Genomic DNA, 26,447 nt, shown 5'->3' with positions numbered 1-26,447 from the left:
CGATGGCCGGTCTCGCCTCCCTCGACTTTGCCGCACCCCTCGCCGGCCTGCTCCTGCCGCTGCCGCTGCTGGCCGCCCGCTTCCTGCCGCCGCGGCCGGGCGGCAGCGGGGCGCTGGCGGTGCCGCCCTCGCTCGTCGCCGGGCGCGAGCGCGGCGGGCCGCTCACCGTCGGCGTGCGCGGACGCGCGGCGCTCGCTTGGCTGTTCACTTGGCTGCTCTGGGTCTCGCTCGTCGCGGCGCTCGCCGGCCCGCGCCTGGTCCTGCCCGGCGCCGCGCTCCCGGCCTCGGGACGGGACATCGTGCTCGCCCTCGACCTGTCGGGCAGCATGGAGCGGATCGATTTCTCGCTCGACGGCCGCACCACCTCGCGGCTCGCGGCGGTCAAGCGGGTCGGGGCCGAATTCATCCGCCGCCGGGCCGGCGACCGGGTCGGCCTCGTGATCTTCGCCGATCAGGCCGACGTGGCCGCCGCCCCCTCCTTCGACACGCGGGCGGTCGCCCGGGCGCTGGAGGAGGCGCAGATCGGCCTCGTCGGCCGCTCGACCGGCATCGGCGACGGGCTCGGCCTCGCCTTGAAGCGCCTCAACGCCCTGCCGGGCCCGTCCAAGGTGGTGGTGCTGCTCTCCGACGGCGCCAACAATGCCGGCCAGACCACGCCGCGGGACGTGGCCGTGCTCGCCCACGAGCTCGGCATCCGGGTCCACACCATCGCGCTCGGCCCCCGCGACCTCGCCGACGCCGACGGCGAGCAGGACGTGGTCGATTCGCAAGCCCTGCGCGATGTGGCCGCGACGAGCGGCGGCCGATTTTTTCGCGTGCGCACCACCGAGGACCTGCAAGGTGTGGCCGACAGCATCGACGCCCTGGAGGGCGGGCGCGACCGGGCCCCGCCGGTGCCCCTGCGCCGCGACCTGTGGCCGTGGCCGGGCGGGGTGGCGCTCCTCTCAGCGCTCGCGCTCCTGCTGACCCGGAGGGCGGCGTGACCGAGGCCTTCACGCTCCTGCGGCCCTGGTGGCTCCTCGCCCTGCCGCTCCTCGGGCTCCTCGCCTGGCGCGCCGCCCACCTTTCCGCGCCGCTGGGCGACTGGGTGAAGGCGGTGGAGCCGCACCTGATGGCGGCGTTGCAAGCCCGCGGCGCGGTGCGGCCGGGGCGGCGCGTCGGGCAGGGATTGCTGGTCGGCGCGGCCGCCCTCGTCGCGATCGGCCTTGCCGGCCCGGCGCGGGAGCGCCGCGACGTGGCGGGGTTCCGCAACCTCGACGCCACGATCATCGCCCTCGACCTGTCGCGCTCCGTCGCCGAGGGCGGGCGCCTCGGCGAGGCGCGGGCCCTGGCGCAAGGGTTGGCCGAGGCCGCCGGCACCAAGGCGGTCGCGGTCATCGCCTATGCGGGCGACGCCTATCTCGTGGCGACGCCGACCACCGACCGCGATTCCTTGAGCACGATCCTGTTCGCGCTGGACGGCGCCACCGTGCCGGACCGCGGCAGCCACCCGGCCCGGGCCCTGGCGCTGGCCCGCCGGACGCTGGCCGAGGCCGCGGTGGTGACCGGCGACGTGGTGCTGGTGAGCGACGGCGGCGGCGTCGACGACGCCACCTCCCGCGAGGCGTCGGCGCTCCGGGAGGAGGGCCACCGGCTGCACACCGTGCTGGTGCCTGATCCCGCCCTGCCGCCGGAGGCGCCGCGGCCCGACGGCTCCGGCCTGTCCCGCCTCGCGACCCTCGGCGGCGGCAGCGCCGGTAGCCTCGACGCGCCGGGCCCGGTCCTGGCGGCCGTCTCCGAGACGGTCGCCCACCACCTCGCGGAGGGCGGCTACACGGTGCTGGCCTGGCAGGATCTCGGCCGCTGGCTCGCCGGCCTGGCGCTGCTGCCGGTCCTGCTGCTCTTCCGGCGGAGCGCCTGATGCGCCACCTCCTCCTCGCCGCCAGTGTCGTCGCGCTCGTGGGGCTCGCGGTCGAGCCCGCCGCCCTCGCCCGCCTGCTCCTCGGGGCCGGGATGCCGGGGCTGGCGGCAAGCGTCAGCGACGATCCGGACTGGCGCGGCACCGCCCTCTACGCCGCCGGGCGCTACGCCGAGGCGGCGCAAGCCTTTTCGAAGTCGCCCTACAACCGCGGCAATGCGCTCGCGCGCGCCGGCGAGCTGAAAGGGGCGCTCGCCGCCTACGAGGCGGCGCTCGCCCGCGACCCGTCGGACGAGGACGCCAAGGCGAACCGCGAACTCATCGCGCGCCTCCTCGACACGCCGGACGCCCCCGGCGGCCGCACCGCCGGCCAGGCGAACGCCAAGGCCGACGCCGCCACCCGCTACGCCACCAAGACCGAATCCGACGCCAACGATCCCGGCACGGCGTCCACCGGCGACGGTCTCGCCGGCCACCGCGAGTCCTCGTCGGCCGCCGATTCGCCGGGGAATTCCAAGGCTGCCCGCACCGGCCGGGCCGAGCAGCGGGCGGTCGATCCCGGCCGCGGCCAGGCCCGGGGCTCGGCCAGCGACGCGGAGGGCGGCGGGCGCCGGGGCGGCGGCAATGCCAGCGTGTCCGAGGTGGTGGAACGCGAGGTGCGGCGGGTCTCGAAGAGCTTCGAGGCCCGGGAGATCCGCCCGGACCGGCACTGGCTCGCGACCCTGACCGACGATCCCGGGCGCTTCGTCTCCTTGCGCGTCCTGGCCGAGCAGACCCGCCGGCGCGAGGCCGGCACCGCCGTCCAGCCCGGGAGCAACCCATGGTGAGGCAATCCATCGGGTATCTCGTCGCCCTGGTGGTCATGGCCGTCACACCGGCTTTCGCCCTGGAGGACGGCGATCTCAGCCTGACCGTCACCGCCGAGGTGCCGGGCGGCGCCACGCCCTACCCGCGCGAGATGGTGCTGCTGCGCATCCGCGGCACCTACCGGGCGCAGATCGCCCTGGAAGACCTGCGCCAGCCGAGCCTGCCGCATTTCGGCTGGACCCAGCTCGGCCGCGACCACTGGTCCCGCGTCACGATCCAGGGCCAGGAGGCGCGCGGCTTCGAGCGCACCGTCGCGGTGTTTCCGCAAGGCCCCGGCCGCTTCGTCATCGATCCCTTCGTGCATCGCCTGACGATCGTCGATGGCGGCGAGCGCCGGGTGGTCGAGGTGCGCTCCTCCCCCCTGCCCCTCGAGGTCGCGGCCTGGCAGGGACCGGGCGGGCCGGACGCCCCCGAGCCCTGGTGGCTGGCGGCGCAGGACGTCACGGTGACGGACCAGTGGGAGCCCGAGCCCGAGACCCTCAAGCTCGGCGAGCCGGCCCGCCGCACCGTGACGCTCGACGTCCGCGGCGTCACCGCCGATGCCCTGCCGCCGCGGCCGGTCTTGCGCACCCGCGGCGTCCTCACCTTCGCCGGCCCGGTCGAGCGCCAGACCCGCATCACCCCGGCGGGGCCGGTGGCGCGCGTCACCTATCGCTGGGACGTGCGCCCCGGCGTGCCGGAGCCGATCACGCTCTCGGCGATCGCGATCCCGTGGTTCGACACCCGGGCGCGGGTGATGCGCGAGGCCGAGATCCCGGCCCGCATCGTCGGCGGCAGGGCCGCCAAGGTCACCGAGGAGGCGCCCCCTCCCCCGGCCTCGCCCTGGCGCGCACTCGCCGCGGGGCTCGCCGCCTTCGGGCTGGGTCTCGGTGCCTGGGGCGTCTCGCGCCACCGCGAGGCCCCGGCGGCCCCCGCCCTGCGGGCACTGACCCGTGCTGCCCGGCGGCGCGACGCACGCGGTTTCCACGCTGCCCTCACGGAGGCTGCCCGCCGCGATCCGGCCCTGGCGGCGGCGTGGCGCACCGATCCCGGGATCGTTCCGCGCCTCGACGCTCTCGATGCCGCCTTGTTCGGCAAGGGCGATGCCCCGGTGCCGGACCTCGCCGGCCTTGCGCGGGACCTCCGGAAGATCCGGGTTCCCGCCGCGATTCCCGATGCGCTCGCGCCGCTGGACGGCAAGCGCACGGCGCAGGCCTGATCTCGCGGGGCGCGGGGCTGTCCGGGACACTGATCGAGCCGAGAACGGCGCGGGTTCTCCCTCCTCTGCGGCAGGGCTGTTCGGGGAAGGATGAAGCGCGGGTTCCCTCCTCTCCCCGCGGGCGGGGAGAGGGCCGTGCCGCCGTTCAGGGGGCACGGCGAGCCCGAAGGGCGGGGGTGAGGGGGTGTTTCCGGATGAGACTCCTCCGGCACCGCCCCCTCACCCCCGCTCCAGCTTCGCTTCCGCTTGCTGCTGACCCGACAAGGGGTCAGCAGCCCTCTCCCCGCCCGCGGGGGGAGGGGAAACCCGCGCCTTTTCTTTCCCCGAACAGCCCTGCCTCTGCGGGGGAGGGACGATGCCCGGGCCTCTGTCCCCCGACATCCCGCCACATCACGCGGGCATGCACCGCGGGTTGCCTCGACCGGCACCGACCCTGCATACCGCCGGCACCAAGCCCGCAGGGTCGCGAGTGCCATGACCGATGCCATGACCGAGACCACCCCCCGCCTCGGCGCCCGCGTGATGGCGCTGATCGACGATCTCGCCCGCCACACCGACGAGCCCGGCCGGCTGACCCGGCTCTACCTCTCGCCGGCCCACCGGGCGACGGCCGAGGCGGTGCTCGGCCTGATGCGGGAGGCGGGGTTCGCGGCCCGGATCGATGCCGCCGGCAGCGTGGTCGGGCGGATCGAGGGACGCGAGCCGGGGCTGCCGGCCCTGGTGCTCGGCTCGCATATCGACAGCGTGGTCGATGCCGGGCGCTACGACGGTCCGCTCGGGGTCGCGGCGGGCCTGGTCGTGGCGCAGGAGATCCGCGCCCGCGGCCTTCCGCTCCCCTTCGCCCTGGAGGTGGTCGCCTTCGGCGACGAGGAGAACGTGCGCTTTCCGACCTCGCTCTCGACCTCGAAGGCTTGGGCCGGGCAGTATAGAATGGAGTGGCTGGAGGGCCGCGACGCCGCCGGAACCACCTTGCGCGAGGCGCTCGCCGCGTTCGGCGGCGACCCGGACGGCATCCCGGCCCTCGCGCGGCGGCCCGACGAGATCGCCGGCTACCTCGAGATCCATATCGAGCAGGGTCCGGCGCTCGAAGCGGCGGCGCAGCCGGTGGGGGTGGTCTCCGGCATCGTCGGGCTCACCCGGGCGCGCTGCTCGGTGACGGGCGAGGCCAACCACGCCGGCACCGTGCCGATGGGCCTGCGCCGGGACGCGCTCGCCGCCGCCGCCGAGATGGCGCTCGCCGTCGAGCGCCTGGGCGAGGCCGTGCCGGGCGCGGTCGCGACGGTGGGGTCCCTCACGGTGGTGCCCGGCGCCGTCAACGTGATCCCGGGCCGGGTCGATTTCAGCCTCGACCTGCGCGCGCCGGACGATGCCGACCGCGCGGGCCTGTTCCAGGCGATCCAGGCCGAGTGCCGGGCGATCGCGCAGCGGCGCCTGGTGGGATTTTCCTCCGAGACCTTCATGGACAACCCGGCGGTCGCCCTCGATCCGGGCTTCCAGGCCGCCCTCGACCGGGCGGCGCGGCGCCTCGGCCACGCGCCCCTGCTTCTGCCCTCCGGCGCCACCCACGACGCGGTGGCGATGGCGGCGCTCGGCGCTTCCGCGATGCTGTTCGTGCGCTGCCGCGGCGGCATCAGCCACAATCCGGCCGAATCGATCACCCTGGAGGATGCCGACGCGGCGACGCGGGTGCTTCTGGGCACGGTGCTCGACCTCGCCGGCCTGCCCCATTGAACGAGACGAGAGCGATGCAGCAGGACGAGCAGACGGCCGACATCGTGGTGGTCGGCGGCGGGATGATGGGGCTGTCCTGCGCCATCGCCCTGAAGGATCGCGGGCAGGACGTGGTCCTGTGCGATCCCGGCGAGGCCCGGGCGCGCACCTCCTACGGCAATGCCGGCGTGGTGAGCCGCGGCTCGATCCTGCCCATGGCGAGCCCCGCCCTGTGGGGCAAGCTGCCGGCCTACCTGCGCAACGCCGATGCGGGTTTGCGCCTGCGCCACCTCCACCTCCTGCGGGTGCTGCCCTGGGTGGCGCATTTCCTGGCGAGCGCCCGCACCTCTGCCTGGCGCCGGGCCGCCGACGCGCTGGCCCCGCTCACCGACGCCGCCTATCCGGAGCACCGCCGCCTCGCCGACCGGGCCGGCGTGCCCCACCTCCTGCGCGAATGCGGCTGGGTGAAGCTCTACCGCACCGAAGAGGCCTTCGCCGGGGCGGCGCTCGAGCGCGAGATCCTGACGCAGCACGGCGTGCCGTTCGAGATCCTGGACGGGGCGGGCGTACAGGCGCTGGAGCCGGCGCTGATCCGCCCCTTCGCCCGGGCGATGCTGCTGCCGGAGACCGGCGCGGTCGGGGATCCCGGCGGCCTCGTCGAGGCGGCCGAGCGGCTGTTCTCGGGTTTGGGCGGGCGCGCGATCCGCACCACCGTGAGCCGCCTCGAACCGGGCCCGGAGGGCTGGCGCGTCGTCCATCCGGGCGGCGCGATCCGGGCGCGCCAGGTGGTGCTGGCGACGGGAGCGGCGGCCAACGAGCTGTCCCGGCCCCTCGGCTACCGCTTCGCCTTCGCGGCCGAGCGCGGCTATCACCGCCATTACGCGCTGCACCCCGGCAGCCCGCCCCTCACCCGCCCGATCTACGACACCGGTGCCGCCTCGATCCTGTCGCCGATGGGCGAGGGACGGGTACGGGTGCTGTCCGGCGTCGAGGTCGCCGACCGCCATGCCGAGCCGGACTATTCCCAGATCGAGGCGGCGGCGCGGGAGGCCTCCGGCACGGTGCGCCTCGGCCAGCCGCTCGACAACCGGCCCTGGCTCGGCTCGCGCCCCTCGACCCCGGACGGCCTGCCGGTGATCGGTCCCGCCCCGCGCCATCCCGGCCTGATCTTCGCGTTCGGCCACGGCCATATCGGCCTCTCGACCGGCCCGATCACCGGCCAGCTCGTCGCCGACCTCGCCACCGGCCGGGCGCCGGCGGTGCCGGTGGCGCCGTTCGCGCCGGGGCGGCTGCTCGGGTGGCCGCGGTTATAGGCCGGCGCGATGCCGCGTCCGGTCGGCCCGGCATCGGCACGACCGAGCCGCGTGCTTCGGAGACGACCGACACCGGCGAAGGGTTCGATGATCGGAGCGGGTGGGAAAAAGCCGGCTAACGAAACACTTTCTTACGGAAAACGATCGGGTGTTCGCTTCAATCCACGAAGCGGACCCCGATCTCGCATCCATGCTGGCGCATGACCTCGCACGCGCGCACCGGCTTGCCGTCGACCTTGCCGTCGATCTCCAGCATGATCCGGACCGGCAGGCGCACCGGGCGCTCGAGGGAGAGCTTGGCGCCGGACTTCGAGAGATTGAGTACGAGGCAGGGCATCGACTCCACCGGCCCGGACGCCGGTGGCAGCGCGATCCGGCCGGGCAGCGAGGTGCGCATCCGCTCGTCGATCCGCCGCTCTTCGAGGCCGACCAGCCACTCGTCGAGGGTAGCGGCGATATCGGCGACGCCCGCCGCGCTGGTCTGGACGTTGGCGTTGACCTCGCCTGTGGTGATGCGCTGGTGCTCGCTCGCCGCCGCGGTGTCGGCGATGAAGCCCTGGACGGCATCGACCGCGCCGCGGATCGAGCCGAGCGCCGCCCCGACCTCGCGCGACACGCCCTGCATGGCGCCGATCTCGGCCGAGATCCGGCCGGTCGCGGCGCTGGCCTGGCCGGCGAGGCTCTTCACCTCCGCCGCCACCACGGCGAAGCCCCGGCCGGCGGCACCGGCGCGCGCCGCCTCGATGGTGGCGTTGAGCGCCAGGAGGTTGATCTGCTCGGCGATGGCCGTGATGACCTCCACCACCCCGTTCATCGCCTGGGCGGCCTGGTCGAGCCGCGCGGTGGCGGCGCCGGCCGTGCCCATCCGCTCCTGGATCTCGTCCACCGCCCGGCGCGAATCCCCCATCCGGGTCGCGATCGAGACGGAAGTCCGGTGCAGCTCCTCGGCCGCCCCCGAGACCGCCTGGACCCGGGTCAGGGTCTGCTCGGCCGTCGCGATCGCCGCCGCCCGCACAGTCATGCTGTGGGTGACGTCGGTGGCGAACTTGATCACCTTGGAGGGGCGCCCGTTGAGGTCGAGGACGGGGGTGTAGGTGGCCTGGATCCAGACCTCCCGCCCGCCCTTGCCGAGGCGCTGGTACACGGCCGACGCGTAGCGTCCGGCGCGCAAGGACTCCCAGAACTCGGCGTAGGACCGGCTCACGGCCTGGTCGGGGGAGACGAACAGGCGGTGGTGGCGGCCGACGATCTCGTCGAGCGTGTAGCCCATCGCCGTCAGGAAATGGCCGTTGGCATCGAGGATGATGCCGTCCATGTCGAACTCGATCACCGCCTGCGAGCGGAGCGCCGCCTCGATCTTGCCGGCGGTGTCGGCCGCGTGCTGCTTGGCGGCGGTGATGTCGGTGGCGTACTTGACGATCTTGAGCGTGCGCCCGGCGGCGTCGAGGATCGGGTTGTAGGTCGCCTGGATCCAGATCTCGGCGCCGTCCTTGCCCCGGCGCTTGAACTCGCCCCCATGGTACTCGCCGCGGGCGAGCCGGGCCCAGAACTCGCGGTACTCCGGCGCCTCGGCCTCGTCCGCGGTCACGAACATCCGGTGATGGCGGCCGACGATCTCGTCGGCGCGGTAGCCCATCGCCGCGAGGAAATGCGGGTTGGCGTCGAGGATGGTTCCGTCGGGGGCGAAGTGGATCACCGCCTGCGAGCGGTTGATCGCCGTGATCTGGCCGGCGGCGTCGGTCGCCGCCCGTTTCTCGGCGGTGACGTCGAGGGCGAACTTCACGATCCGGAACGGTCGGCCGGTCAAGTCGAGCACCGGGTTGTAGCTCGCGCGGATCCAGACCTCGCGCCCGCCCTTGGCCAGGCGCCGGTACTCGGCGGTCTGGAACTCGCCCCGGCGCAAGGTCGCCCAGAACGCCTCGTAGGCCGGGTCCGCCGCCTCGGCGGGATCGACGAACAGGCGGTGGTGGCGCCCGCGCACCTCGCCGAGGGTGTAGCCCATCAGCCGGAGGAAGTTCTCGTTCGCCTCGATCAAGGTGCCGTCGAGGCCGAAGGTCACGGTGGCCTGCGAGCGCTCGATGGCGTCGAGCTTGGCGGTCTTGCCGGAGCGGCGCGCGGAGGCGAACATGTTTTGTCCCAGACGATCGTGGGCGTTTGTCCCGTTCAAGCACGGGGCGCTTAACGCAATGTCACCTCGCGTAACCCCGCGTCAGGCTGCCGCATGTCGGGCGGGCCCCGATGGACCACCCCGCTCAGGACCGGGCGAGCATCTCGCGGATGCGTGACGCCAGGGCCTCGACCCCGAAGGGCTTGGTCAGCACCTGCATGCCGGGCCCGAGCCGGCCGGTGCCGAGCGCCGCGGTCTCGGCATAGCCGGTGATGAACAGCACCTTCAGGCCCGGCCGCCGCACGCGGCCCGCATCGGCCATCTGGCGCCCGTTCATCCCGCCGGGCAGTCCGACATCGGTGACGAGGAGGTCGATGCGCGCGTCCGATTGCAGCACCGTGAGGCCCGCCGCGCCGTCGGCCGCCTCGATCGCCGTGTAGCCGAGATCCTCCAGCACCTCGGTCACCAGCATGCGCACGGTCGGCTCGTCGTCGACGATCAGCACCGTCTCGCCCTGCTCGGCCCGGGGCGCCGCAGCGAGGGTCGCGGGTGCGGCATCCGCCTCGGAGCTGCCGTGGTGGCGCGGCAGGACGAGGCGCACGGTGGTGCCGCGTCCGACCTCCGAGTCGATCCGCACCTGGCCGCCGGATTGCTGGGTGAAGCCGTAGATCATCGACAGGCCGAGGCCCGTGCCCTGGCCGATCGGCTTCGTGGTGAAGAACGGCTCGAACACCCGGGCGATCACGTCGGGGGCCATGCCGGTCCCGGTATCGGTCACGCCGAGCGACAGGTAGTCGCCCGGCGGCAGGGAGTCGCCGGGCGGCAGATCCTGCGCGCGGGCCGCCGCTTCGTCGAGGCGCAGGTTCGCGGTCGCGATGGCGATGTGCCCGCCCTCGGGCATCGCGTCGCGGGCGTTGAGGCAGAGGTTGAGGAGCGCGTTCTCGAGCTGCGGCGGATCGACCAGCACGGTCCAGAGGTCGGGCGCGCCGTCGACCGCGATCTCGATCGCCGGGCCGACACTGCGCCGGATCAGCTCCTCCATCCCGGCCACTAGCTGGTTGACGTCGGTGGGTCGGGGATCGAGCGTCTGGCGGCGGGAGAAGGCAAGCAGCCGGTGGGTCAGCGCCGCGGCGCGCCTCGTGGCGCCCTGCGCCGCCGCCATGTAGCGGTCGACCTCCGTGAGCCGGCCCTGGCCGATGCGGGTCTGCATCAGCTCGAGCGCACCCGAGATGCCGGCGAGCAGGTTGTTGAAATCGTGGGCCAATCCCCCGGTGAGCTGGCCCACCGCCTCCATCTTCTGCGACTGGCGCAGGGCCTCCTCGGCCCGCATCAGCTCGGCGGTGCGCGCGGCCACCTGCTGCTCCAGGGTCTCGGTCAGGGCCCGCAGCATCGTGGTGGCGCGGTCGCGCTCCGCCTCGACGGCGCGGCGCTCGTTCACGTCGATGAGGACACCGGGAAAGCTCAGCGGCGTGCCGTCCGGCGCGTGGTCGACCCGGCCGTTGGCCTCCAGCCAGTAATACTGCCCGTCGGCGCGCCGGGTGCGGTACTGATGGGCATAGCCGCCGCCGCGGATCACCACCGCGTCGATCGCCGCGACCAGGCCGGCCCGGTCGTCCGGATGCACGGTCTCGATCACCTGCTCCAGGCTCAATCCCTCGCGGCCGAGCGCCGGATCGAGGCCGAAGCTGCGGGCGAAGGCCTCGTCCACGGTGAAGCGGTCGTTCGGCAGGTCCCAGAGCCAGGTGCCGATGATCGCGCCGGCCGCCAGCGCCAGCTGGACCCGCTCGATGTTCTCCCGGGCGACCGCCTCGCTCTCGCGCAGGCGCCGGGTCGCGGTCACCTGGGCGGTGGTTTCGTTGGTGAGGATGAACAGGCCGGCGACGCGGCCCTCCCCGTCGAGGACCCGCGAATAGGAGAAGGTCCACCAGGTCTCGGCCTCGCCCCGGTCGGTATCGAGCGTCCAGGGCAGGTCGACGAAGCGCCGGCTGTTCCCCGCGAAGGCGTCCGCGATGATGGGCTTGGCCTGCTCCCAGCCATCGGCCCAGACCCGGTCGAAGCGCTCGCCCATCGCCCAGTCCAGCCGGGGCCCGAGCAGCGGGAAGTAGGTCTCGTTGAAGAAGAAGTGCAGGTCCGGCCCCCAGGCCAGGATCATGCTCTCGGGCGAGTTCAGCACCAGCGAGAGCGCCGTGCGCAGGGCCTCGGGCCAGGTCTCGGGGGGCCCGAGCGGGTGGCTCGACCAGTCGCGCGCACGGATCATCGCGGCCGCGCGGCCGCCGCCGGCCAGGAATGGGAGGGGGTCACTCATCGGCGGGCGGCGGGTTCACCTGGGCAAGGTCGGGCTCTACGCCGCTGCGACACGGCCCGGCGGGTCTCGAAAGTCGGTTCGGGCGCCGGGCGAAGGCCGGCCCGGACGAGTCGCGTCTTATCGCCCGAAGCGACCGATTCGGCAAAGCCGTTCGGCGCCGGCCCGCGCGGCTCTCCCGCCATGGCGGGAGGCCTACGCTTTTGGCAGGATCGGCCGCGAGCGCCGCGCCGCGCCGCAGGGGAGGACCGGATGGCCCATTTCATCAACGACCGCGCCGCGCTGGTGGCGGAGGCGGTGGACGGCCTCGTCGCGGGCAGCGGCGGGCGGCTCGCCCGCCTCGACGGCGACCCGGCGATCCGGGTCGTGCTGCGGGCCGACTGGCGGGCCGACCGGGTCGCGGTCGTCTCCGGCGGCGGCTCGGGCCACGAGCCGGCCCATGCGGGCTTCGTCGGGCGGGGCCTCCTCACCGCGGCGGTGTGCGGCGACGTGTTCGCCTCGCCCTCCGTCGATGCGGTGCTGGCGGGCATCCTGGCGGTGACCGGGCCGGCGGGCTGCCTCGTCATCATCAAGAACTATGCCGGCGACCGGCTGAATTTCGGGCTCGCCGCCGAGCGCGCCCGGGCCATGGGCTTGTCGGTCGAGACCGTCACGGTCGCCGACGACGTGGCCATCCCGGGGGCGGCGCAGGCCCGGGGCATCGCCGGCACGCTCCTGGTGCACAAGGTGGCGGGCCACGCTGCGGAAGGCGGCCGGCCGCTCGCCGAGGTCGCGGCGGCCGCGCGGGCCGCCGCCGCCGCGGTCAAGTCCCTCGGCCTCGCCGTCTCGGGCTGCACGATGCCGGGCGGGGTGGCGGAAGCCCGCCTCGCGCCGGGCCAGGCCGAGCTCGGCCTCGGCATCCACGGCGAGCCCGGCATCGAGCGCATCGCCCTGCCGCCGGCCGCCGACCTCGCCCGACTGATGACGGCGCGCCTCGGCGAGGCCGTGCCGGGCGATCGCCCGCTCGCCCTCCTCGTCAACACCCTCGGCGGCACCACGGCCCTGGAGATGCAGGTGCTGACGGGCGCGGTGCTGGCGACGCCGCTCGGCCGCCGGGTGCGCCTGCTCCTCGGACCGACCGCCGCGATGACGGCTTTGGACATGCACGGCATCTCGCTCTCGGTCATGCCTCTCGACGCGGCGGCGCAGGACGCGCTCGAAGCCGCGACCGAGGTGGCGGCCTGGCCGCTGGCGGTGCCGGTGACGCCGGCGACGCTCCGCCCCCTGCCTGATCGCGTCGCGCGGCTAAGCTCGGCCGCCTCCCCCTCGCAAGACCCCGCGGTCGCAGGTGCGATCACGGCGGTCTGCACGGCCTGGATCGAGGCGGAAGCCGACCTCAACGCCCTCGACGCGCGGGTCGGCGACGGCGACACCGGCACCACCTTCGCGGCGGCGGCCCGCGCCGTGCTCGCCGATCTCGACCGGCTGCCGCAGGCCGAGCCCGGCGCCCTGTGCCGCGCGCTCTCCGACCGCCTCGCCCGGGTGGCCGGCGGATCGAGCGGGGTACTGATGTCGATCTTCTTTGCCGCTGCCGGTTCCGGCCTCGCGGAGGGGCTGGGCTGGTCCGAGGCGCTGATCCGGGGGGCGGACAGGCTCCAGGCCCATGGCGGCGCCCGGCCCGGCGACCGCACCCTGCTCGACGCCCTGGTGCCGGCCCTCGCGGCCCTGTCCGAGGATGGCGTGACGGCGGCGGCGCGGGCGGCGGAAACGGGAGCCGCCGCCACCGCCCGGATGACACGGGCCGGCACCGGCCGGTCGAGCTACCTCGCCGCCGCCGACCTCGACGGGGTGGAGGATCCGGGTGCGGTCGCGGTGGCCCGTGCCTTCAAGGCCCTGGCCTCCGCGGCTGCAGGGCGTTGAGCTACGCCGACGGTCGGTGCGAGAGCCCGGGCGATGGGCCCCGGCCGATCGTTCCCGGCATCGCAGCGCGGGCCTGAGCAATGACGTGTGATACGGAATCCTGTACCTGATGTGTGGCCGTAGGCTGCTACGGCGAGGGCATCCGGCGGTCTCACGGTTTCCCGGTCTGCGTCCCCTGTCGCTCAACGGCGATGGCCGCACGATCGCCTTCCGGCCTGATCCCGGATGTCCTGATGGCTGCTCCGGACAGTCGATCGGGCCCTGCCTCGTGCAGGCGTCCGCGTACAGGACAGGATCACCCATGTCACACAGCGCCACCATCCCCACCGTGGCCGGCATCGATGTCGGCAAGCACTTCCTCGATCTCGGCTTCTTCCCGGCGGCCAAGCCGGTGCGTCAGGACAATACGGAGACCGGCATCGCCAAGCTGATCTCGACGCTCAAGCAGCGCGGGATCCGCACGGTCGCCCTGGAGGCGATCGGCCCCTACGCCTATCCCCTCATCGCCGCCCTGCGTAAAGCCGAGCTCGACGTCGCCCTGGCCGATCCGCGCCAGGTCAAGGCGTTCCGCTCCGCCGAAGGGCTGATCGCCAAGACAGACCGGCTGGACGCCGCCCTCATCGCCCGCTTTGCTCAGCGCATGAGCGAGCACCTGCGCCCCGCCCCGACCCCCGACCAGATCACCCTCAAGGCTCTCTCGACCCGGCGCCGCCAGCTCACCGAGCTGATCGCCATGGAGAAGACCCGCCTGGCCCAGGCCCTCGACCCGGCCATCGCCGACAGCCACAGGGCGGTGATCAAGGCCCTGACGGCTGCCTGCACCGAGGTCGAGGCCGCTCTCGAGGCACGCATCGCCGCCGAGCCTGGCCTGGCGCGCAAGCGCGCGATCCTGACCTCGATCCCCGGGATCGGTTCGCGCATCGCCAGCGTGGTGATCACCGACATGCCCGAACTCGGCACGCTCGACCGCAAGGCGGCGGCCAGTCTGGCCGGGATGGCGCCTCATCCGACCCAGAGCGGGGCTCACCCGGGCCGCCACGCGATTGCCGGTGGGCGTCCCTGCCTGCGCACGGCCTTCTACATGGCCGGGATGGTGGCGGCGCGCAGCTGTCCGGCCTTCCGCGAGCCGTACCGGGCGATGCGAACGGCGGGTAAGCCGGCCAAGGTGGCGATCGTGGCGTCGGGCCGACGCCTGGTGGTGCTGGCCAACGCCCTGGTGCGCGACGACACGACGTTCGAGGCGAGCAAGTTGCAGCAGGGAGAGGCCGGTCGGGGGGAGGAGAACGCCGCGTCCCCTGCGGGATCCGATCCGTGACGAGCGAGAGGAGCGATGTCTTCATCGCTCCTCTCACCGAGCTTGGCGTTCGCCGGTGGGAGCGGGTCAAGGCCTTGTCGCGCGAAGCGCGAGGGCGCGCAGCGCCCGCCTTGACGCGCTCGCGCCGGTGAACGATCTGACCCCCATACGGCTAAAACCAAGCGCGGCACTGCCGATTGGCCCTTGACCGGCAATACAGTCGCCGGATTGATCGCTTCGCGATGCGGAAACCGGCTTCGCTCAGGCGAGGCGCCAAGATCCCCGCTCTCGTATCGCGGTACGCGACACAGCAGGTCGCGTGGTGCGGGAGCGACGGCCGTGCGCAAGAACCCTCCCCCCTCTGCGGTCCAGCGGATTTATACCAACGGTCGTTGAAAACGACCTCTGGTTCCGATCTCGAATTTTCGCCAAGCCCGAGGTCCCGGACTTCTGGGTTTGGTGTCGAAAATTCGAGTTGGGTCAACGGCCCCGTCGATCTCGGGCAAGCCCGAGATCGACGGGGGAGGAGAGGCGCGCAATTTTCGCAAGGGGACGGCGGTCAGACCGAGATGTGTGAATCCGCTCGCCTCTGCGGGGGAGGGTGCCCGGCTGCGAGTGCGAAGCACGCGTGGGCCGGGCCGGAGAGGGGCAGCGCGACGCTCATCCAGCGAGCGCCCTTCATCATGGTCGCCTCCGGAAGCGGCGTCCCCTCTCCCGGCCTGCTCCGCAGAGGGCAGGACTGTCCGGGGAAAGACGAGGCGCTGGAAATCCCCTCTCCCCGCGGGCGGGGAGAGGCTTTCGTCCCCCTTGTCGGGGACGAAAGGAGCGGAGGCGAAAGCCGGAGCGAGGGTGAGGGGGGGGCCGGAGAAGCCTCACTCGTCGAGACCCCCTCACCCTCGCCCTTCGGGCTTGCCGTGCCCCCTGAACGGCGGCACGGCCCTCTCCCCGCCCGCGGGGAGAGGGGAAGATCAGCGCCTCGTCTTTCCCCGGACAGCCCTGGCGCAGAGGGGAGGGGTCAGACGCGCTTCCCGTCGTTCCCGCACCCGCACAGCTTCCTACGGCGCATTGTGCCCCCTATGGAGGAGACGATCTGAGCGCCTGATCTTTCGGAGGAGGCTCCAGAGCGCCCTGCCGCCCGGCGGAACGATCCTTGCCTCAGGCGCCGCGACGGCCGCGGCGCGGCTTGCCCTCGCCCGGAGGAGAAGCCTCGGGCGCAGCGGCCGGTTCGGCCGGCGTCTCGGGGGCAAAGGACTCGGGTGCAAAGGGCTCGACCGCCTCGGTCCCCTCTTCCTCCTCGCTCCGTACGGGGCGGCGGCGCTGCTGGCCGAGGCCGAGCGAGCGGGCCAGCTCGGAGCGCTGCTCGGAGTAGCTCGCCGAGGTCATCGGATAGTCGTGCGGCAGGCCCCATTTCTGGCGATAGGCTTCGGGTGTCAGGCCGCGCAAGGTCAGGTGGCGCCGCAGCGTCTTGTACGACTTGCCGTCCTCGAAGCTGATCAGGAAGTCGTTGGTGATCGAGCGGCGGATTTCCCCGGGGGTCGCCTTGGGGTGGACCGGCTCGGGAGGAGCTTTGGTCCCCTTGGCCATCTCGCTCAGGGCGCCATAGACGTCCGAGATCAGCTTCGGCAACTCGGCGCTCTGCAAATGGTTGCTGCTGACATAGGCAGAGATGATATCGGCCGTCAACGTGACGATCTGTTCGTGAGTGTTGGCTGTCTCTTCCATCCCGGAACGCCCTGAGAATCACTGAAAATCGGCTTCCTATCCTTAAGTTCGCAGTCCCCGAAAAGGCAAGGATTATCTGTTGATAAAAATCACAAAACCCCAGCAAGAGATCGATCGACCTAACAAGCGCGTGCGGGTTCGATCGCCATGCTGCCCGATTGGGCGAGGCCGCGGCCGGAACCCGGTCCTGCCGCTGCGGTTCTCCCGCCGGATACCGGGGAATCGTGCGGGAGAGGCCTGGATGCGCGTCGTCGTCGACCTGAATCGCTGCCAGGCCTATGCCCAGTGCTGCTACGCGGCGCCGGACCGCTTCGTGCTGCGGGGCGACGAGATCCTGGTCTACGATCCGGCCCCGCCCGCCTCGGACCGCGCGGCGGTCGACCGGGCGGTGCAGGCCTGCCCGGTCCGCGCCATCCGGGTCGAGCACGATCGCGCTCCGGCGGAGCGCGCGGCGTGAGGGACGGGACGATCGTGATCGCCGGCGCCTCGCTCGCGGGTCTGCGCGGCGCGGAAGCCCTGCGGGCGCACGGATTTGCCGGCCGCCTGATCCTCGTCGGCGACGAGCCCCACCTCCCTTACGACCGCCCTCCCCTGTCGAAGCACGTCCTCACCGGCGAGATCGCGCCCGGCGCCACCACCTTGCCGGGTGTCGGCACCGTGGAGGCCGAGTGGCGCCTCGGCGCGAAGGCGCGCGGCCTCGACCGGGCCGGCCGGGCGCTCCTGCTGGCGAATGGCGAGCGCCTCGCCTTCGACCGTCTGCTGATCGCCACCGGAGCCCGCGCCCGGCCCTGGCCGAAGCCCGAGGAGGCGCGATTGTCCGGCATCCACACCCTCAGGAGCCGGGACGATGCGGCGTCCCTGGCGGCGGGGCTCGCGGCCCGGCCGAAGCGGGTGCTGATTCTCGGCGCCGGCTTCATCGGCTGCGAGGTCGCCTCCAGCATCCGCGCCCTCGGGCTGCCGGTCACGGTGGTCGATCCGGCGCCCGCGCCCCTCGCCCAGGCGCTCGGCCGCGTCATCGGCGGCTTCATCGCCGGGCGGATGGAGGCGGCGGGGGTCGATCTGCGCCTCGGCGTGCAGGTGGCGCATCTCGAGGGCGACGGCCAAGGAGAATGTGTGATGCGGCGCGCCCGGCTCGACGATGGCGGGACGATCGAGGCCGATTGCGTCGTGGTGGCGTTGGGCGCCGTGCGCAACACCGACTGGCTCGCCGGGTCCGGCCTCCGGGCCGACGAGGGCGGGCTGTCCTGCGATTCCGCCTGCCGCGCCCTCGACGAGGCGGGGCGGCCGGTCCCGGACATCTTCGCCGCCGGCGACGTGGCGCGCGTACCCTACCCGCTCTACGGCGGCCGCCCGGTCGCCCTGGAGCATTGGGGCAACGCCGTCGCGCAGGCCGCGCACGCCGCCCGGGCGATGCTGGACGGGCCGGAGGCGGCCGGCGCCTATGCCGAGCTGCCGGCCTTCTGGTCGAGCCAGTTCGGGCTCAACATCAAGTCGCTGGGCCTCACCGAGGGGGCCGACGCGGTGGCGATCGTGCAGGGCAGCCCGCGGACCGGCCGGTTCCTGGCGGTCTACGGCCGGGCCGGGCGGACGATCGCCGCGGTCTCGGTCGATGCCGGGCGCTGGCTCCCCGCCTATGAGGGCCCGATCCGGGACGGCGCGCCCTTCCCGCCGATCACCGGCGGCGCCGACCAGCCGGACCCGGATCCGGTATCGCCGGGCCTGCCGGCGCCCGCGACCGCTCGAGGCGATCAATCATGACCGAGACCCCCGACGGTACCCTGTTCGCGCAGGTCCGCGATCCCGCCCACCGCGCCGATCCCTATCCGCTCTATGCCCGCCTGCGCGCCCATCCGGTGGCGCGCCAGGACGACGGGACATTCGTGGCGAGCGGCTACGAGGCGATCCGCGCCCTCCTCGCCGATCCGCGGGTCAGCTCGGAGGACCTGCCGCCGGCCGAGCATCCGGCCACCGGCAACCCGGTCAAGGACTGGATCGTCAACCCGCTGAAGGACTGGATCACCGACCGCCACCGCCCCTTCATCTTCCGCGATCCCCCCGACCACGGCCTGTTGCGCCGCCAGGTGATGGCGCAGTTCACGGTGGCGCGGGTGCGGGGCATGAAGCGGCGCACGGAAAGCTTGGTGGCGCAGTGCCTGGACGCTTGTGCCGGTTCCCGCCGCTTCGACCTCGTCGACGACCTCGCCTATCCGCTGCCCGTCACGGTGATCTGCGAGCTCCTCGGCGTGCCGCGCGAGGACGAGCCGCGCTTCCACGCCTGGGCGACGCAGCTCGCCACGGCGCTCGAGCCCGAGAGCCGCAACGACCCCGACCTGCGCGCCCGCAACACCGAGACCTTCGACGCGATCGCCGACTACATGCGCGACCTGGTCCGCGAGAAGCGCCGGGCGCCGGCCGACGACATGCTCTCCGGGCTCGCCACCGCCAAGGACCCGCAGGCCGGGCGGATGAGCGATCCCGACCTGATCGCCACCGCGATCCTGCTCTTGATCGCCGGCCACGAGACCACCGTGAACCTGATCACCAACGGGATGCTGACGCTGCTGCGCCATCCCGACGAACTGGCGCGCCTGCGCGCCGACCCGGAGCGGGCGCCGCGGGTGATCGAGGAACTCTTGCGCTACGAGCCGCCGGTGCATTTCCGCACCCGGGTCGCGCGGGCGCCGATCCCGATCGCCGGCACGGTGATCCCTTCGGGCGCGCCGCTGGTGCTGCTGTTTGCCGCCGGCAACCGCGATCCGGCCCGCTTCCCCGATCCCGATCGGTTCGATCCGGACCGGACCGACAACCAGCATTTCGGCTTCGGCGGCGCCCTGCATTACTGTGTCGGCGCGCCGCTCGCCCGGATCGAGGCCGAGGCCGCTCTGACGGCGCTGACCGCCCGGCTCAGCGGGCCGCGCCTCGCCGAGGACCCGCCGCCCTACCGGCCCGGCGCGTCCTTGCGCGGTCCGAAGCGCCTCCTGCTCGATATCGATGGAATCGGCTGAAGGCACCGTTACGGCACCCGCGCGTTGCCTGCCGACGATGCAGCGACGATGCTGAGGGCGGGCCATGGCCGAGACACAGGACAAGCAGGACAAACCGGATTTCGCGCGCGGAATCCCGTCGGGCGACCTGCCCGAGGGGGCGATGGTCGAGGGGACCCTCGGCGAGGACAAGGTGCTGCTCCTGCGCCGCGACGGCGTGGTGACGGCGATCGGCGCCCGCTGCACCCATCTCGGCGCACCGCTTGCCAAGGGCATCGTGGCGGAGGGCGAGATCCGCTGCCCCTGGCACCATGCCCGCTTCAGCCTGGAGACCGGCGAGGCGGTCGGTGCCCCGGCCTTCGATCCGCTGCCCTGCTACCGCGCCGAGGAGCGCGACGGCCGCATCACCGTGACCGGACGGCGCGAGGCCGCGGCCAAATCGCCCGGCAAGGGGGTAAAGGCCCCCGGCAAGGTCGTCATCGTCGGCGGCGGGGCCGGGGGACATGCCTGCGCCGAGTGGCTGGCCCGGGCCGGCCACGGCGCCGCCGTCATCCTGGTGAGCGACGATCCCGATCCGCCCTACGACCGCACCTTCTGCTCGAAGCAATATCTCTCCGGCAAGGCGCCGCGCGGGAAGACGCGGCTTGCCGCGGAAGGCTTCTACGGCGGCGACGGCCCCCGCTACTTGAGCGACCGGGTGGTCTCCATCGATCTCGGGGCCGAGGAGATCGTGACCGCGGGCGGCGAGCGCCTGGCTTACGACGCCCTGGTGATCGCCACGGGCGCCGCGCCGCTTCGGCCGGACGTGCCGGGCTTCGAGCGTCCGAACGTGCACACCCTACGCAGCCTTGAGGACGCCGACGCCCTGATCGCGGCGGCCGAGAAGGCCCGCTCGGTCGCGGTGGTGGGCGCGAGCTTCATCGGCCTCGAAGTCGCCGCCGCGATGATCGCTCGCGACAAGGCGGTGACGGTGGTGGCGCCCGAGGCGATACCGCTCGCCACCATCCTCGGCGAGGCGGTCGGCCGCTTCGTCCAGGGCCTGCATGCGGACAAGGGCGTCATCTTCCGCCTCGGCCGCAAGGTGACGGGCTTCGACGGGACGGCGCTCGCCCTCGACGACGGCAGCCGGATCGAGGCCGACCTCGTGGTGCTCGGCACCGGCGTGGCGCCGCGCACCGACCTCGCCGAGGCCGCCGGCCTGACGCTGGCGGGCAAGGACGAGGGCGGCGGCATCGCGGTCGATCGTCGTCTCGCCACCTCGGCGCCCGGAATCTACGCCATCGGCGACGTCGCCGCCTATCCGGATCCGAGGAGCGGCCGGCGCCTGCGGGTCGAGCATTGGGTCCACGCCCAGCGCCAGGGCCAGCACGTCGCCCGCGTGATCCTCGGCGAGACGGCGCCGTTTACCGAGACGCCGTTCTTCTGGAGCGGCCATTACGGCACCAGCCTGCGCTATGTCGGCCATGCCGGCTCGGCGGAGGATGTCCGGGTTGAGGGCGATGTCGGCAAGGGCGATTTCGCCGTGACCTACCGTGAGGAGGGCCGCGACGCCGCGCTCGCCACCTGCAAGCGGGACAGGCAGTCGCTGGAGGTCGAGGCCGCGTGGGACCGGGAGGGCGCCGCGGGCTGACCCGATCATCCCGGGCGCGGCCTCCCGGCTTGCGCCCGGGCCCGATCGCGGGCAGGTGGCGGGCAGTTCCACGGTCGACCGAGAGCCCGTCCAGCGTTGCCGAGCGATGATTCCCCGGGCCTCGCCCGCCTCGAAGGCCTGATCGGCTACACCCTGCGGCGGGCGCAGGTCGCGGTCTCGCGCAGCTTCGTCGAGCTGTTCGCCGATCTCGACGTGCGCCAGAGCCAGCTCGGCGTGCTGACGGTGATCGAGGGCAGCCCCGGCCTGCGGCCGAGCCAGGTCGGCGCGGCGATCGGCATCAAGCGGGCGAATATCGGCCCGCTCCTCGACGAGCTGGAAGCCCGCGCCCTGGTGCGCCGCGAGCCCGACCCGACGGATCGGCGCTCGCAATCCCTCTTCCTCACGGAGGCCGGCGAGGCCCTGATGGCCGAGCTGCACCGCCGCGAGGCCGCCCACGAGGAGCGCATCGCCGCCTTCCTGAACCCGCAGGAACGGAGCGCGCTCCTCGACCTGCTGCGCCGGCTGGAGCAGGGGGCGCGGGAGGTGGCGGGGGATGAAGCGGGACCGGATGACGTGGAGTGAGGTCGCTCGCGGAACTCCGGCTACGTCGTGCGTCCTGAGGACTGCGGCCACTCCGTCCTGCCGACCGGGCTTGCCATCGCCGCCTGCCAGCGCCCGGCATGTACGGAAGCCATCAAGGCCGGGCCGCGTCGATGCAGGCTTCGGTCACCTAATCCTCCGTCTGTTTAGCGATGCACGCGATCGTCGGGTGCTCGGAAGAAGTGCTTTGTCTCACAGACTCTATTCTTTTCGTGAGTTTCTGGGAAAATCGTTGAAGAAATTTTTTCTATTTTTATCTGGAAGTGTTCGGTCGAGTCGACCGAGCCGACATAACTCTCGACGATCCGCCGACCGTACCTTATACCTGCGGCGTCATATGGCCTTTCACCTCATAGCCTTGCGTGATGCCTCATGCTGAATTCTGAGACCGTCAAGCCGGAAGTCGCAGCTTCCATTCCCGGAACCGAGATGAGCATCTTCGCGCCAGATGGCATCGCCCGTCTTGAGCAGATCGATAATTATCGTTCGGTGTCCCCGTTCCCACATCTCGTGATCGACAATATTTTTAATAACGACATGCTGCGCATGATTTTGCAGGAGTGGCCTTCGTCGGGGAATGACTCCGAGCTTCACGACGACGGCACTTATGTGAAGAAAAAATTTGGAACAACCTGGAAAACCAAGTTCGGTCCTTTCACTCAGAAGTTTTTTGCGGAGATGGCGGGCCCATCTTTCTTAAAGACATTGGAGAAAGTTACTGGCATGTGGGGCTTGATGCCCGATCCATACATGTTCGGAGGGGGGTTGCACGCCACGGCGACTGGTGGAAAACTTGCAATCCATGCCGATTTTAACAAGCATCCGTTTTTCAAAGTCGATCGGCGTCTGAATCTCCTCGTCTACCTCAACGAAGGCTGGACGGATGAAAATGGCGGTTGGCTGGAGTTGTGGGATCGAGAGATGAAGGGCTGCATCCAGCGCGTTCTTCCTGTCTTCAACAGGATGGTAATTTTTTCGACCACCAGCGATTCCTACCATGGTCAGCCTGAGCCGATAGCGGGTCCGCCCGACTTGTGGCGGAAATCGGTCGCACTTTATTATTACTCCAACGGTCGCGCCGACGAAGGGTTTCCCCCGGATGACACCGGAGCGCATTCGACGTTATGGCAGTCCCGACCCGAAAAAGGCTATTGAGAAAACAATAGAGATATTATTTTGCGGGAGCGTGTTTCGGTGCATTATCAATAATAGTACAAGAACTAAGTCTCAAAACGATCAGCATTCGGTCGCGCTGCGACCGGATGCTGATCCGAAATGTTGTCGTCGCATATCACAGACGCCGGATGTGCGACGTATCCACCGTCAAAGAGCGGCTGTCGTACCGAGTGGTGAGGCGGAGCGAGGGAGACCGGATGAGGCAATCTCCGGAGGATTGCATCCCGATGCCGGTCACTCCCCCCGAAACCGCCTGACCAGATCCTCCGGGATCGGTGCCGCCTTCATCCGGGACGGGTCGTGGGGATGGCGGCCGGCCCAGACACGGCGCTCGCGGCCCTCGACGGCGAGGTCGCCGGCATTGAGCAGGCGGTGGCGCACGGCGAAGCTCGACCGGCCGACATCCACCACCGTCGAGACGATCTCGACCCGGTCGCCGTAGCGCGAGGGCTTGAGGAAGCGCGCCCCGGTCTCGACCAGTGGGATGCCGAGGAGATCGTAGCGCGCCAGCATCCCGGCCTTCGGCAATCCGGTCGCGGCCTCGCACAGCAGGGCCGTCGACCAGTCGAAGAAGTCGAAGAAGCGCGGGTTGAACACGATGCCGGCGGGGTCGCAATGGCCCCATTCCACCGTCAGCGTGCGGGCATGGGTGAAGCCCTCGTGGTCGGCGATCGGCTCTTGGGCTGAGGTCATGCGGTCTCCGGCAGGATGATGGCGGGGTCGAGAGGCGTGGCGTAGAGGCGGGCGACGGCGTCGGCCCGGTTGCGCAGCACGCCGCGCTGGTTGATCGAGCCCTTGTCGGTCACCTCGTCGCGGTCGAGGGCGGGCGGCTCGGGCAGCAGCAGCAGCCGGGCGATGCGGTTCGACGAGCCGGTGGCCCTTTGGGCGAAGGCCGCGAGGCGCCGGGCGAAGTCGCGCCGGAGCGCCGGATGGGCCAGCACGGCATCGTCGTCGCCCGCCTCCCCGCAGAGCGCCCGGCAGGCGGCGATATCCGGGAAGACCAGGGCGGCGACCTCGTCCCGGGCCTCGCCCGCGATGGCGACATCGCGCACCAGCGGCTGGAACGCGTCGAGGAAGGCGGCCCGCAGGGGGCCGACGCTGACCCAGACCCCGGTGGTGAGCTTGAAATCCTCGTTGAGGCGCCCGTCGAAGGTGAAGCCGCGGTTGCGGTCGGCGGGATCGACCGGCACCAGGGCGTCGCCGAGGCGGTAGAAGCCCTCCTCGTCGAAGGCCGAGGCGGTCAGGTCCGGCCGGCGCCAGTAGCCCGGGGTGACGTTGGGCCCGCGCACCCGCGCCTCGTGCTTGGCGCCGACGGGCGCGACCTTCAGCTCGACGCCGGGCGCCGGCAGGCCGACCTGGCCGGCCCTCGCCGGGCGGTCGTCGGTGACGAGGGCGAGCGGCGCGGTCTCGGTGGCCCCCAATCCCGTCACCATCGGCACCGTCCGGCCGATGGTCTGCCGGGCGAGGTCATCGATGGCGTCCCAGACCGGCTGCGGCAGGCCGGCGGCGGCGAAGAAGGTGACCTGGAGCCGGCTGAAGAAATTCTTCCGCAACGCCTCGTCGTCGCGCAGGTGCGGTACCAGCGCCTCGAAGCCCTTCGGCACCGTGAGGTAGAGGGTGGGAGCCACCTCGCGCAACGCCCGCACGGTCTCCCGGATGCCGCCGGGGGTCGGCCTTCCCTCGTCGATATGGAGGGTGCCGCCATTCGCCAGCACCAGGTTGAAGTTGTGGTTGCCCCCGAAGGTGTGGTGCCAGGGCAGCCAGTCGACCATCACCGGCGGCTCCGCCGTGAGCGCCGGGAACCGGGCCTGGAGCATCGCCTGGTTGGAACTCAGCATCCGGTGGGTATTCACCACCGCCTTCGGCACGCCGGTGGAGCCGGAGGTGAACAGGAGCTTTCCCACCGTCTCGAGCGTCACTGCCGCGTGGGCGGCCGCCACGGAATCGGGATCGTGGGCTTGCATCAGCTCCGCGAATGGCGTCGCGGCCCGGCCGATCGCCGCACGATCGCCGATCACCACCTCGGTTCCTGGCGGGACGGCCGCCGCGATGGCCGGAGCGTAAGTGGCCCCTTCCGCCGCGAAGACGAGGCCGGGGGTGAGCAGGTCCACGATCGCCCGCAGGCGGGCATGGTCCTGCGATACGGTGGAATAGGCCGGCGAGACCGGTGCCACCGCGATGCCGACATGCAGCGCGGCGAGCGAGAGGAGCGCGTGCTCGAAGCCGTTGCCGGACAGGATCATCACCGGCCGCTCGGCCGAGAGGTTCCGGGCGAGCAGGGCGGCGGCGATCCGCTCGACGGCATGAAGAGCCGCCCCATAGGTCAGGGGCTCGAACGCACCCCCCTCCCCGCGCCGGGCCAGGAACGGTCTCTCCGGAGCCTCGGCGGCGTGGCGGGTCAGGTGCGCGGTCAGGCGCTCGGGGTAGGGCGGCAGCGGGGCCGTCGCGGTGACGAGTAGGCTGCCGTCGGCGCGCTCGGTGAAACGATGCGTGTCCATTCGCCCTACCCTTTCACCAGCGGGCAGCCGCCCTCGGCGAGCGGGCGCCAGGCTTCGTCTGCCGGCACGGTGCGGACCGGCTTGAAATAGTCCCAGCCGCCCTTGCTCTCGGCGGGCGTCTTGGTGGTCAGCAGGTACATCGGGTGGAGCTTGCGGCCGTCCTCGCGGATGCGGCCGGGGCCGAAGATCGGATCGTCGGTCGGCATCGCCTTCATGGCCGCCACGACAGTTCGGCCGTCGCCCGCATCCTTCACGGTGCCGAGGCTCTTCAGGTAATGCTCTACCGCCGAGTAGACGCCGGCCTGCATGTCGTTCGGCATGGCGTGGCGCGGGTGGCGGGCGGCATAGCGCGCCGCGAAGGCCCGGGTGCCGTCGGTGAGGTCCCAGTAATACGGCGTGACGATGTAGACGCCCTGCGTCGCCTTGAGGCCGAGCGCCGGCATGTTGGTGATGTTGAGGATCAGCCCGGCGAGGCGCTGGGCCGGGGCGATGCCGAACTCCGCCGCCTGCTTGAGGGCGTTCGAGGTGTCGTCGCCGGCATTCGCCAGCCCGATCACGTCGGCGCCCGACCCTTGCGCCTGGAGCAGGAAGGACGAGAAGTCGGCGGTGCCGAGGGGATGGCGCGAGCCTCCCGTCACGCTGCCGCCCATGGCCTTCACCTCCTCGGCGGCCGAGCCTTCGAGGTCCTTGCCGAAGGTGTAGTCGGCGGTGAGGAAGTACCAGGTCTTGGCCCCCTGCTGCACCAGGGCTTTCGCCAGGGCATGGCCGAGGGACCAGGTGTCGTAGGTCCAATGCACGGTGTTGGGCGAGCATTGCTTGCCGGTGAGCTCGGCGGTGCCGGCGCCCGAGCCGATGAACACCTTGTTCTTCTCCCGCGCCAGGTTCGCGACGGCCAGCGCGACGGCCGAGTTCGGCACGTCGACGATCAGGTCGACGCCGTCCTGGTCGAACCAGCGCCGGGCGATCGAGGCGCCGATATCGGTCTTGTTCTGGTGGTCGGCCGAGACCAGCTCGACCGGGCGCCCGGCCTTGGCTGCAAAATCCTCGATGGCGAGTTGCGCCGCGATGACCGAGCCCTGGCCCTGGTAGTCGGCGTAAGGACCGGACATGTCGTTGAGGACGCCGATCTTCACCGGCCGCTCGGCGGCGAATGCCGGGCTGAGGAGGGACAGGAGGGCGGCGAGAGCCGGGGCGAACCGGCGGATGGGGCGACGGGGCATGGTTTCCTCCGGGGGTGATGAGGCCGGTCT

20 protein-coding genes are annotated in these 26,447 nt (G+C 72.0%); 14 read left to right on the top strand and 6 right to left on the bottom strand.

The window, feature by feature from the left end:
- Positions 1 to 2: 2 nt before the first annotated feature.
- From AC3AOF_RS28430 to AC3AOF_RS28405, 6 genes are all read left to right on the top strand, one after another.
- The gene (locus tag AC3AOF_RS28430) at positions 3 to 983 is read left to right on the top strand and encodes a VWA domain-containing protein (RefSeq protein ID WP_236987704.1); all 981 of its coding nucleotides are present in this window, start codon (positions 3 to 5) and stop codon (positions 981 to 983) included.
- A complete protein-coding gene (locus tag AC3AOF_RS28425) occupies positions 980 to 1,900 on the top strand; it encodes a vWA domain-containing protein (protein ID WP_488347156.1) in 921 nt (306 codons plus the stop codon). The genes AC3AOF_RS28430 and AC3AOF_RS28425 overlap by 4 nt, the downstream gene beginning before the upstream one ends.
- A complete protein-coding gene (locus AC3AOF_RS28420; RefSeq protein WP_488347155.1) occupies positions 1,900 to 2,724 on the top strand; it encodes a tetratricopeptide repeat protein in 825 nt (274 codons plus the stop codon). Before AC3AOF_RS28425 ends, AC3AOF_RS28420 begins: the two co-directional genes overlap by 1 nt.
- Entirely contained in the window at positions 2,718 to 3,962 is a 1,245-nt protein-coding gene (locus AC3AOF_RS28415; protein ID WP_488347154.1) for a hypothetical protein, read from the top strand. The genes AC3AOF_RS28420 and AC3AOF_RS28415 overlap by 7 nt, the downstream gene beginning before the upstream one ends.
- A gap of 486 nt (positions 3,963 to 4,448) precedes the next feature.
- Positions 4,449 to 5,693: an allantoate amidohydrolase gene (locus tag AC3AOF_RS28410; protein ID WP_236987708.1), complete on the top strand. Its 1,245-nt coding sequence runs from the start codon at positions 4,449 to 4,451 to the stop codon at positions 5,691 to 5,693.
- 14 nt (positions 5,694 to 5,707) lie between these two features.
- Positions 5,708 to 6,985, top strand: a complete 1,278-nt coding sequence (locus tag AC3AOF_RS28405; protein WP_488347153.1) for an NAD(P)/FAD-dependent oxidoreductase — start codon at positions 5,708 to 5,710, stop codon at positions 6,983 to 6,985.
- 157 nt (positions 6,986 to 7,142) lie between these two features.
- Here the strand turns inward: AC3AOF_RS28405 and AC3AOF_RS28400 are convergent, their stop codons facing one another.
- Positions 7,143 to 9,113: a PAS domain-containing protein gene (locus tag AC3AOF_RS28400; protein WP_488347152.1), complete on the bottom strand. Its 1,971-nt coding sequence runs from the start codon at positions 9,111 to 9,113 to the stop codon at positions 7,143 to 7,145.
- Between the two features lie 124 nt (positions 9,114 to 9,237).
- Positions 9,238 to 11,397, bottom strand: a complete 2,160-nt coding sequence (locus AC3AOF_RS28395) for an ATP-binding protein (RefSeq protein ID WP_488347151.1) — start codon at positions 11,395 to 11,397, stop codon at positions 9,238 to 9,240.
- 249 nt (positions 11,398 to 11,646) lie between these two features.
- Between AC3AOF_RS28395 and AC3AOF_RS28390 the strand changes: the two genes are divergently transcribed.
- Entirely contained in the window at positions 11,647 to 13,293 is a 1,647-nt protein-coding gene (locus AC3AOF_RS28390) for a dihydroxyacetone kinase subunit DhaK (protein WP_488347150.1), read from the top strand.
- 301 nt (positions 13,294 to 13,594) lie between these two features.
- The gene (locus AC3AOF_RS28385; protein ID WP_236988020.1) at positions 13,595 to 14,608 is read left to right on the top strand and encodes an IS110 family RNA-guided transposase; all 1,014 of its coding nucleotides are present in this window, start codon (positions 13,595 to 13,597) and stop codon (positions 14,606 to 14,608) included.
- A 1,134-nt stretch (positions 14,609 to 15,742) separates the two neighbouring features.
- Here the strand turns inward: AC3AOF_RS28385 and AC3AOF_RS28380 are convergent.
- A complete protein-coding gene (locus AC3AOF_RS28380; protein WP_236987713.1) occupies positions 15,743 to 16,309 on the bottom strand; it encodes a Ros/MucR family transcriptional regulator in 567 nt (188 codons plus the stop codon).
- A 241-nt stretch (positions 16,310 to 16,550) separates the two neighbouring features.
- On the opposite strand from AC3AOF_RS28380, the gene AC3AOF_RS28375 reads away from it, so the two are divergent.
- From AC3AOF_RS28375 to AC3AOF_RS28350, 6 genes are all read left to right on the top strand, one after another.
- A complete protein-coding gene (locus AC3AOF_RS28375; protein ID WP_236987714.1) occupies positions 16,551 to 16,766 on the top strand; it encodes a ferredoxin in 216 nt (71 codons plus the stop codon).
- The gene (locus AC3AOF_RS28370; protein ID WP_488347149.1) at positions 16,763 to 18,067 is read left to right on the top strand and encodes an NAD(P)/FAD-dependent oxidoreductase; all 1,305 of its coding nucleotides are present in this window, start codon (positions 16,763 to 16,765) and stop codon (positions 18,065 to 18,067) included. The genes AC3AOF_RS28375 and AC3AOF_RS28370 overlap by 4 nt, the downstream gene beginning before the upstream one ends.
- A complete protein-coding gene (locus AC3AOF_RS28365) occupies positions 18,064 to 19,314 on the top strand; it encodes a cytochrome P450 (RefSeq protein ID WP_488347148.1) in 1,251 nt (416 codons plus the stop codon). Before AC3AOF_RS28370 ends, AC3AOF_RS28365 begins: the two co-directional genes overlap by 4 nt.
- Positions 19,315 to 19,378: 64 nt before the next feature.
- Positions 19,379 to 20,923, top strand: coding sequence for an FAD-dependent oxidoreductase (locus AC3AOF_RS28360; protein WP_488347147.1), 1,545 nt, complete (start codon positions 19,379 to 19,381; stop codon positions 20,921 to 20,923).
- Between the two features lie 96 nt (positions 20,924 to 21,019).
- A complete protein-coding gene (locus AC3AOF_RS28355; protein ID WP_488347146.1) occupies positions 21,020 to 21,505 on the top strand; it encodes a MarR family winged helix-turn-helix transcriptional regulator in 486 nt (161 codons plus the stop codon).
- Between the two features lie 390 nt (positions 21,506 to 21,895).
- Positions 21,896 to 22,678 (top strand): 2OG-Fe(II) oxygenase, encoded by a 783-nt coding sequence (locus AC3AOF_RS28350; RefSeq protein WP_236987719.1) that lies wholly within the window; start codon positions 21,896 to 21,898, stop codon positions 22,676 to 22,678.
- 255 nt (positions 22,679 to 22,933) lie between these two features.
- Here AC3AOF_RS28350 and AC3AOF_RS28345 read toward each other — a convergent pair whose 3' ends face one another.
- The 3 genes from AC3AOF_RS28345 to AC3AOF_RS28335 are packed head-to-tail and all read right to left on the bottom strand — an operon-like array spanning position 22,934 to position 26,417.
- The gene (locus AC3AOF_RS28345) at positions 22,934 to 23,392 is read right to left on the bottom strand and encodes an acyl-CoA thioesterase (protein WP_236987720.1); all 459 of its coding nucleotides are present in this window, start codon (positions 23,390 to 23,392) and stop codon (positions 22,934 to 22,936) included.
- Positions 23,389 to 25,197: a feruloyl-CoA synthase gene (locus tag AC3AOF_RS28340; protein WP_236987721.1), complete on the bottom strand. Its 1,809-nt coding sequence runs from the start codon at positions 25,195 to 25,197 to the stop codon at positions 23,389 to 23,391. Before AC3AOF_RS28340 ends, AC3AOF_RS28345 begins: the two co-directional genes overlap by 4 nt.
- A 5-nt stretch (positions 25,198 to 25,202) precedes the next feature.
- The gene (locus tag AC3AOF_RS28335) at positions 25,203 to 26,417 is read right to left on the bottom strand and encodes an ABC transporter substrate-binding protein (RefSeq protein WP_236987722.1); all 1,215 of its coding nucleotides are present in this window, start codon (positions 26,415 to 26,417) and stop codon (positions 25,203 to 25,205) included.
- Between the last annotated feature and the right edge of the window lie 30 nt (positions 26,418 to 26,447).

The sequence above is a fragment of the Methylobacterium sp. 142-1Y genome (genome assembly GCF_057747795.1).
This window is presented reverse-complemented; position numbering and strand designations above follow the sequence as displayed.

Bases quoted from the DNA above. Each gene is read 5' to 3' on its own strand.
- AC3AOF_RS28430 (WP_236987704.1), top strand. From the start codon at position 3: ATGGCCGGTCTCGCCTCCCTCGACTTTGCCGCACCCCTCGCCGGCCTG.
- AC3AOF_RS28420 (WP_488347155.1), top strand. From the start codon at position 1,900: ATGCGCCACCTCCTCCTCGCCGCCAGTGTCGTCGCGCTCGTGGGGCTC.
- AC3AOF_RS28415 (WP_488347154.1), top strand. From the start codon at position 2,718: ATGGTGAGGCAATCCATCGGGTATCTCGTCGCCCTGGTGGTCATGGCC.
- AC3AOF_RS28410 (WP_236987708.1), top strand. From the start codon at position 4,449: ATGACCGAGACCACCCCCCGCCTCGGCGCCCGCGTGATGGCGCTGATC.
- AC3AOF_RS28405 (WP_488347153.1), top strand. From the start codon at position 5,708: ATGCAGCAGGACGAGCAGACGGCCGACATCGTGGTGGTCGGCGGCGGG.
- AC3AOF_RS28400 (WP_488347152.1), bottom strand. From the start codon at position 9,113: ATGTTCGCCTCCGCGCGCCGCTCCGGCAAGACCGCCAAGCTCGACGCC.
- AC3AOF_RS28395 (WP_488347151.1), bottom strand. From the start codon at position 11,397: ATGAGTGACCCCCTCCCATTCCTGGCCGGCGGCGGCCGCGCGGCCGCG.
- AC3AOF_RS28390 (WP_488347150.1), top strand. From the start codon at position 11,647: ATGGCCCATTTCATCAACGACCGCGCCGCGCTGGTGGCGGAGGCGGTG.
- AC3AOF_RS28385 (WP_236988020.1), top strand. From the start codon at position 13,595: ATGTCACACAGCGCCACCATCCCCACCGTGGCCGGCATCGATGTCGGC.
- AC3AOF_RS28380 (WP_236987713.1), bottom strand. From the start codon at position 16,309: ATGGAAGAGACAGCCAACACTCACGAACAGATCGTCACGTTGACGGCC.
- AC3AOF_RS28375 (WP_236987714.1), top strand. From the start codon at position 16,551: ATGCGCGTCGTCGTCGACCTGAATCGCTGCCAGGCCTATGCCCAGTGC.
- AC3AOF_RS28365 (WP_488347148.1), top strand. From the start codon at position 18,064: ATGACCGAGACCCCCGACGGTACCCTGTTCGCGCAGGTCCGCGATCCC.
- AC3AOF_RS28360 (WP_488347147.1), top strand. From the start codon at position 19,379: ATGGCCGAGACACAGGACAAGCAGGACAAACCGGATTTCGCGCGCGGA.
- AC3AOF_RS28350 (WP_236987719.1), top strand. From the start codon at position 21,896: ATGCTGAATTCTGAGACCGTCAAGCCGGAAGTCGCAGCTTCCATTCCC.
- AC3AOF_RS28345 (WP_236987720.1), bottom strand. From the start codon at position 23,392: ATGACCTCAGCCCAAGAGCCGATCGCCGACCACGAGGGCTTCACCCAT.
- AC3AOF_RS28340 (WP_236987721.1), bottom strand. From the start codon at position 25,197: ATGGACACGCATCGTTTCACCGAGCGCGCCGACGGCAGCCTACTCGTC.
- AC3AOF_RS28335 (WP_236987722.1), bottom strand. From the start codon at position 26,417: ATGCCCCGTCGCCCCATCCGCCGGTTCGCCCCGGCTCTCGCCGCCCTC.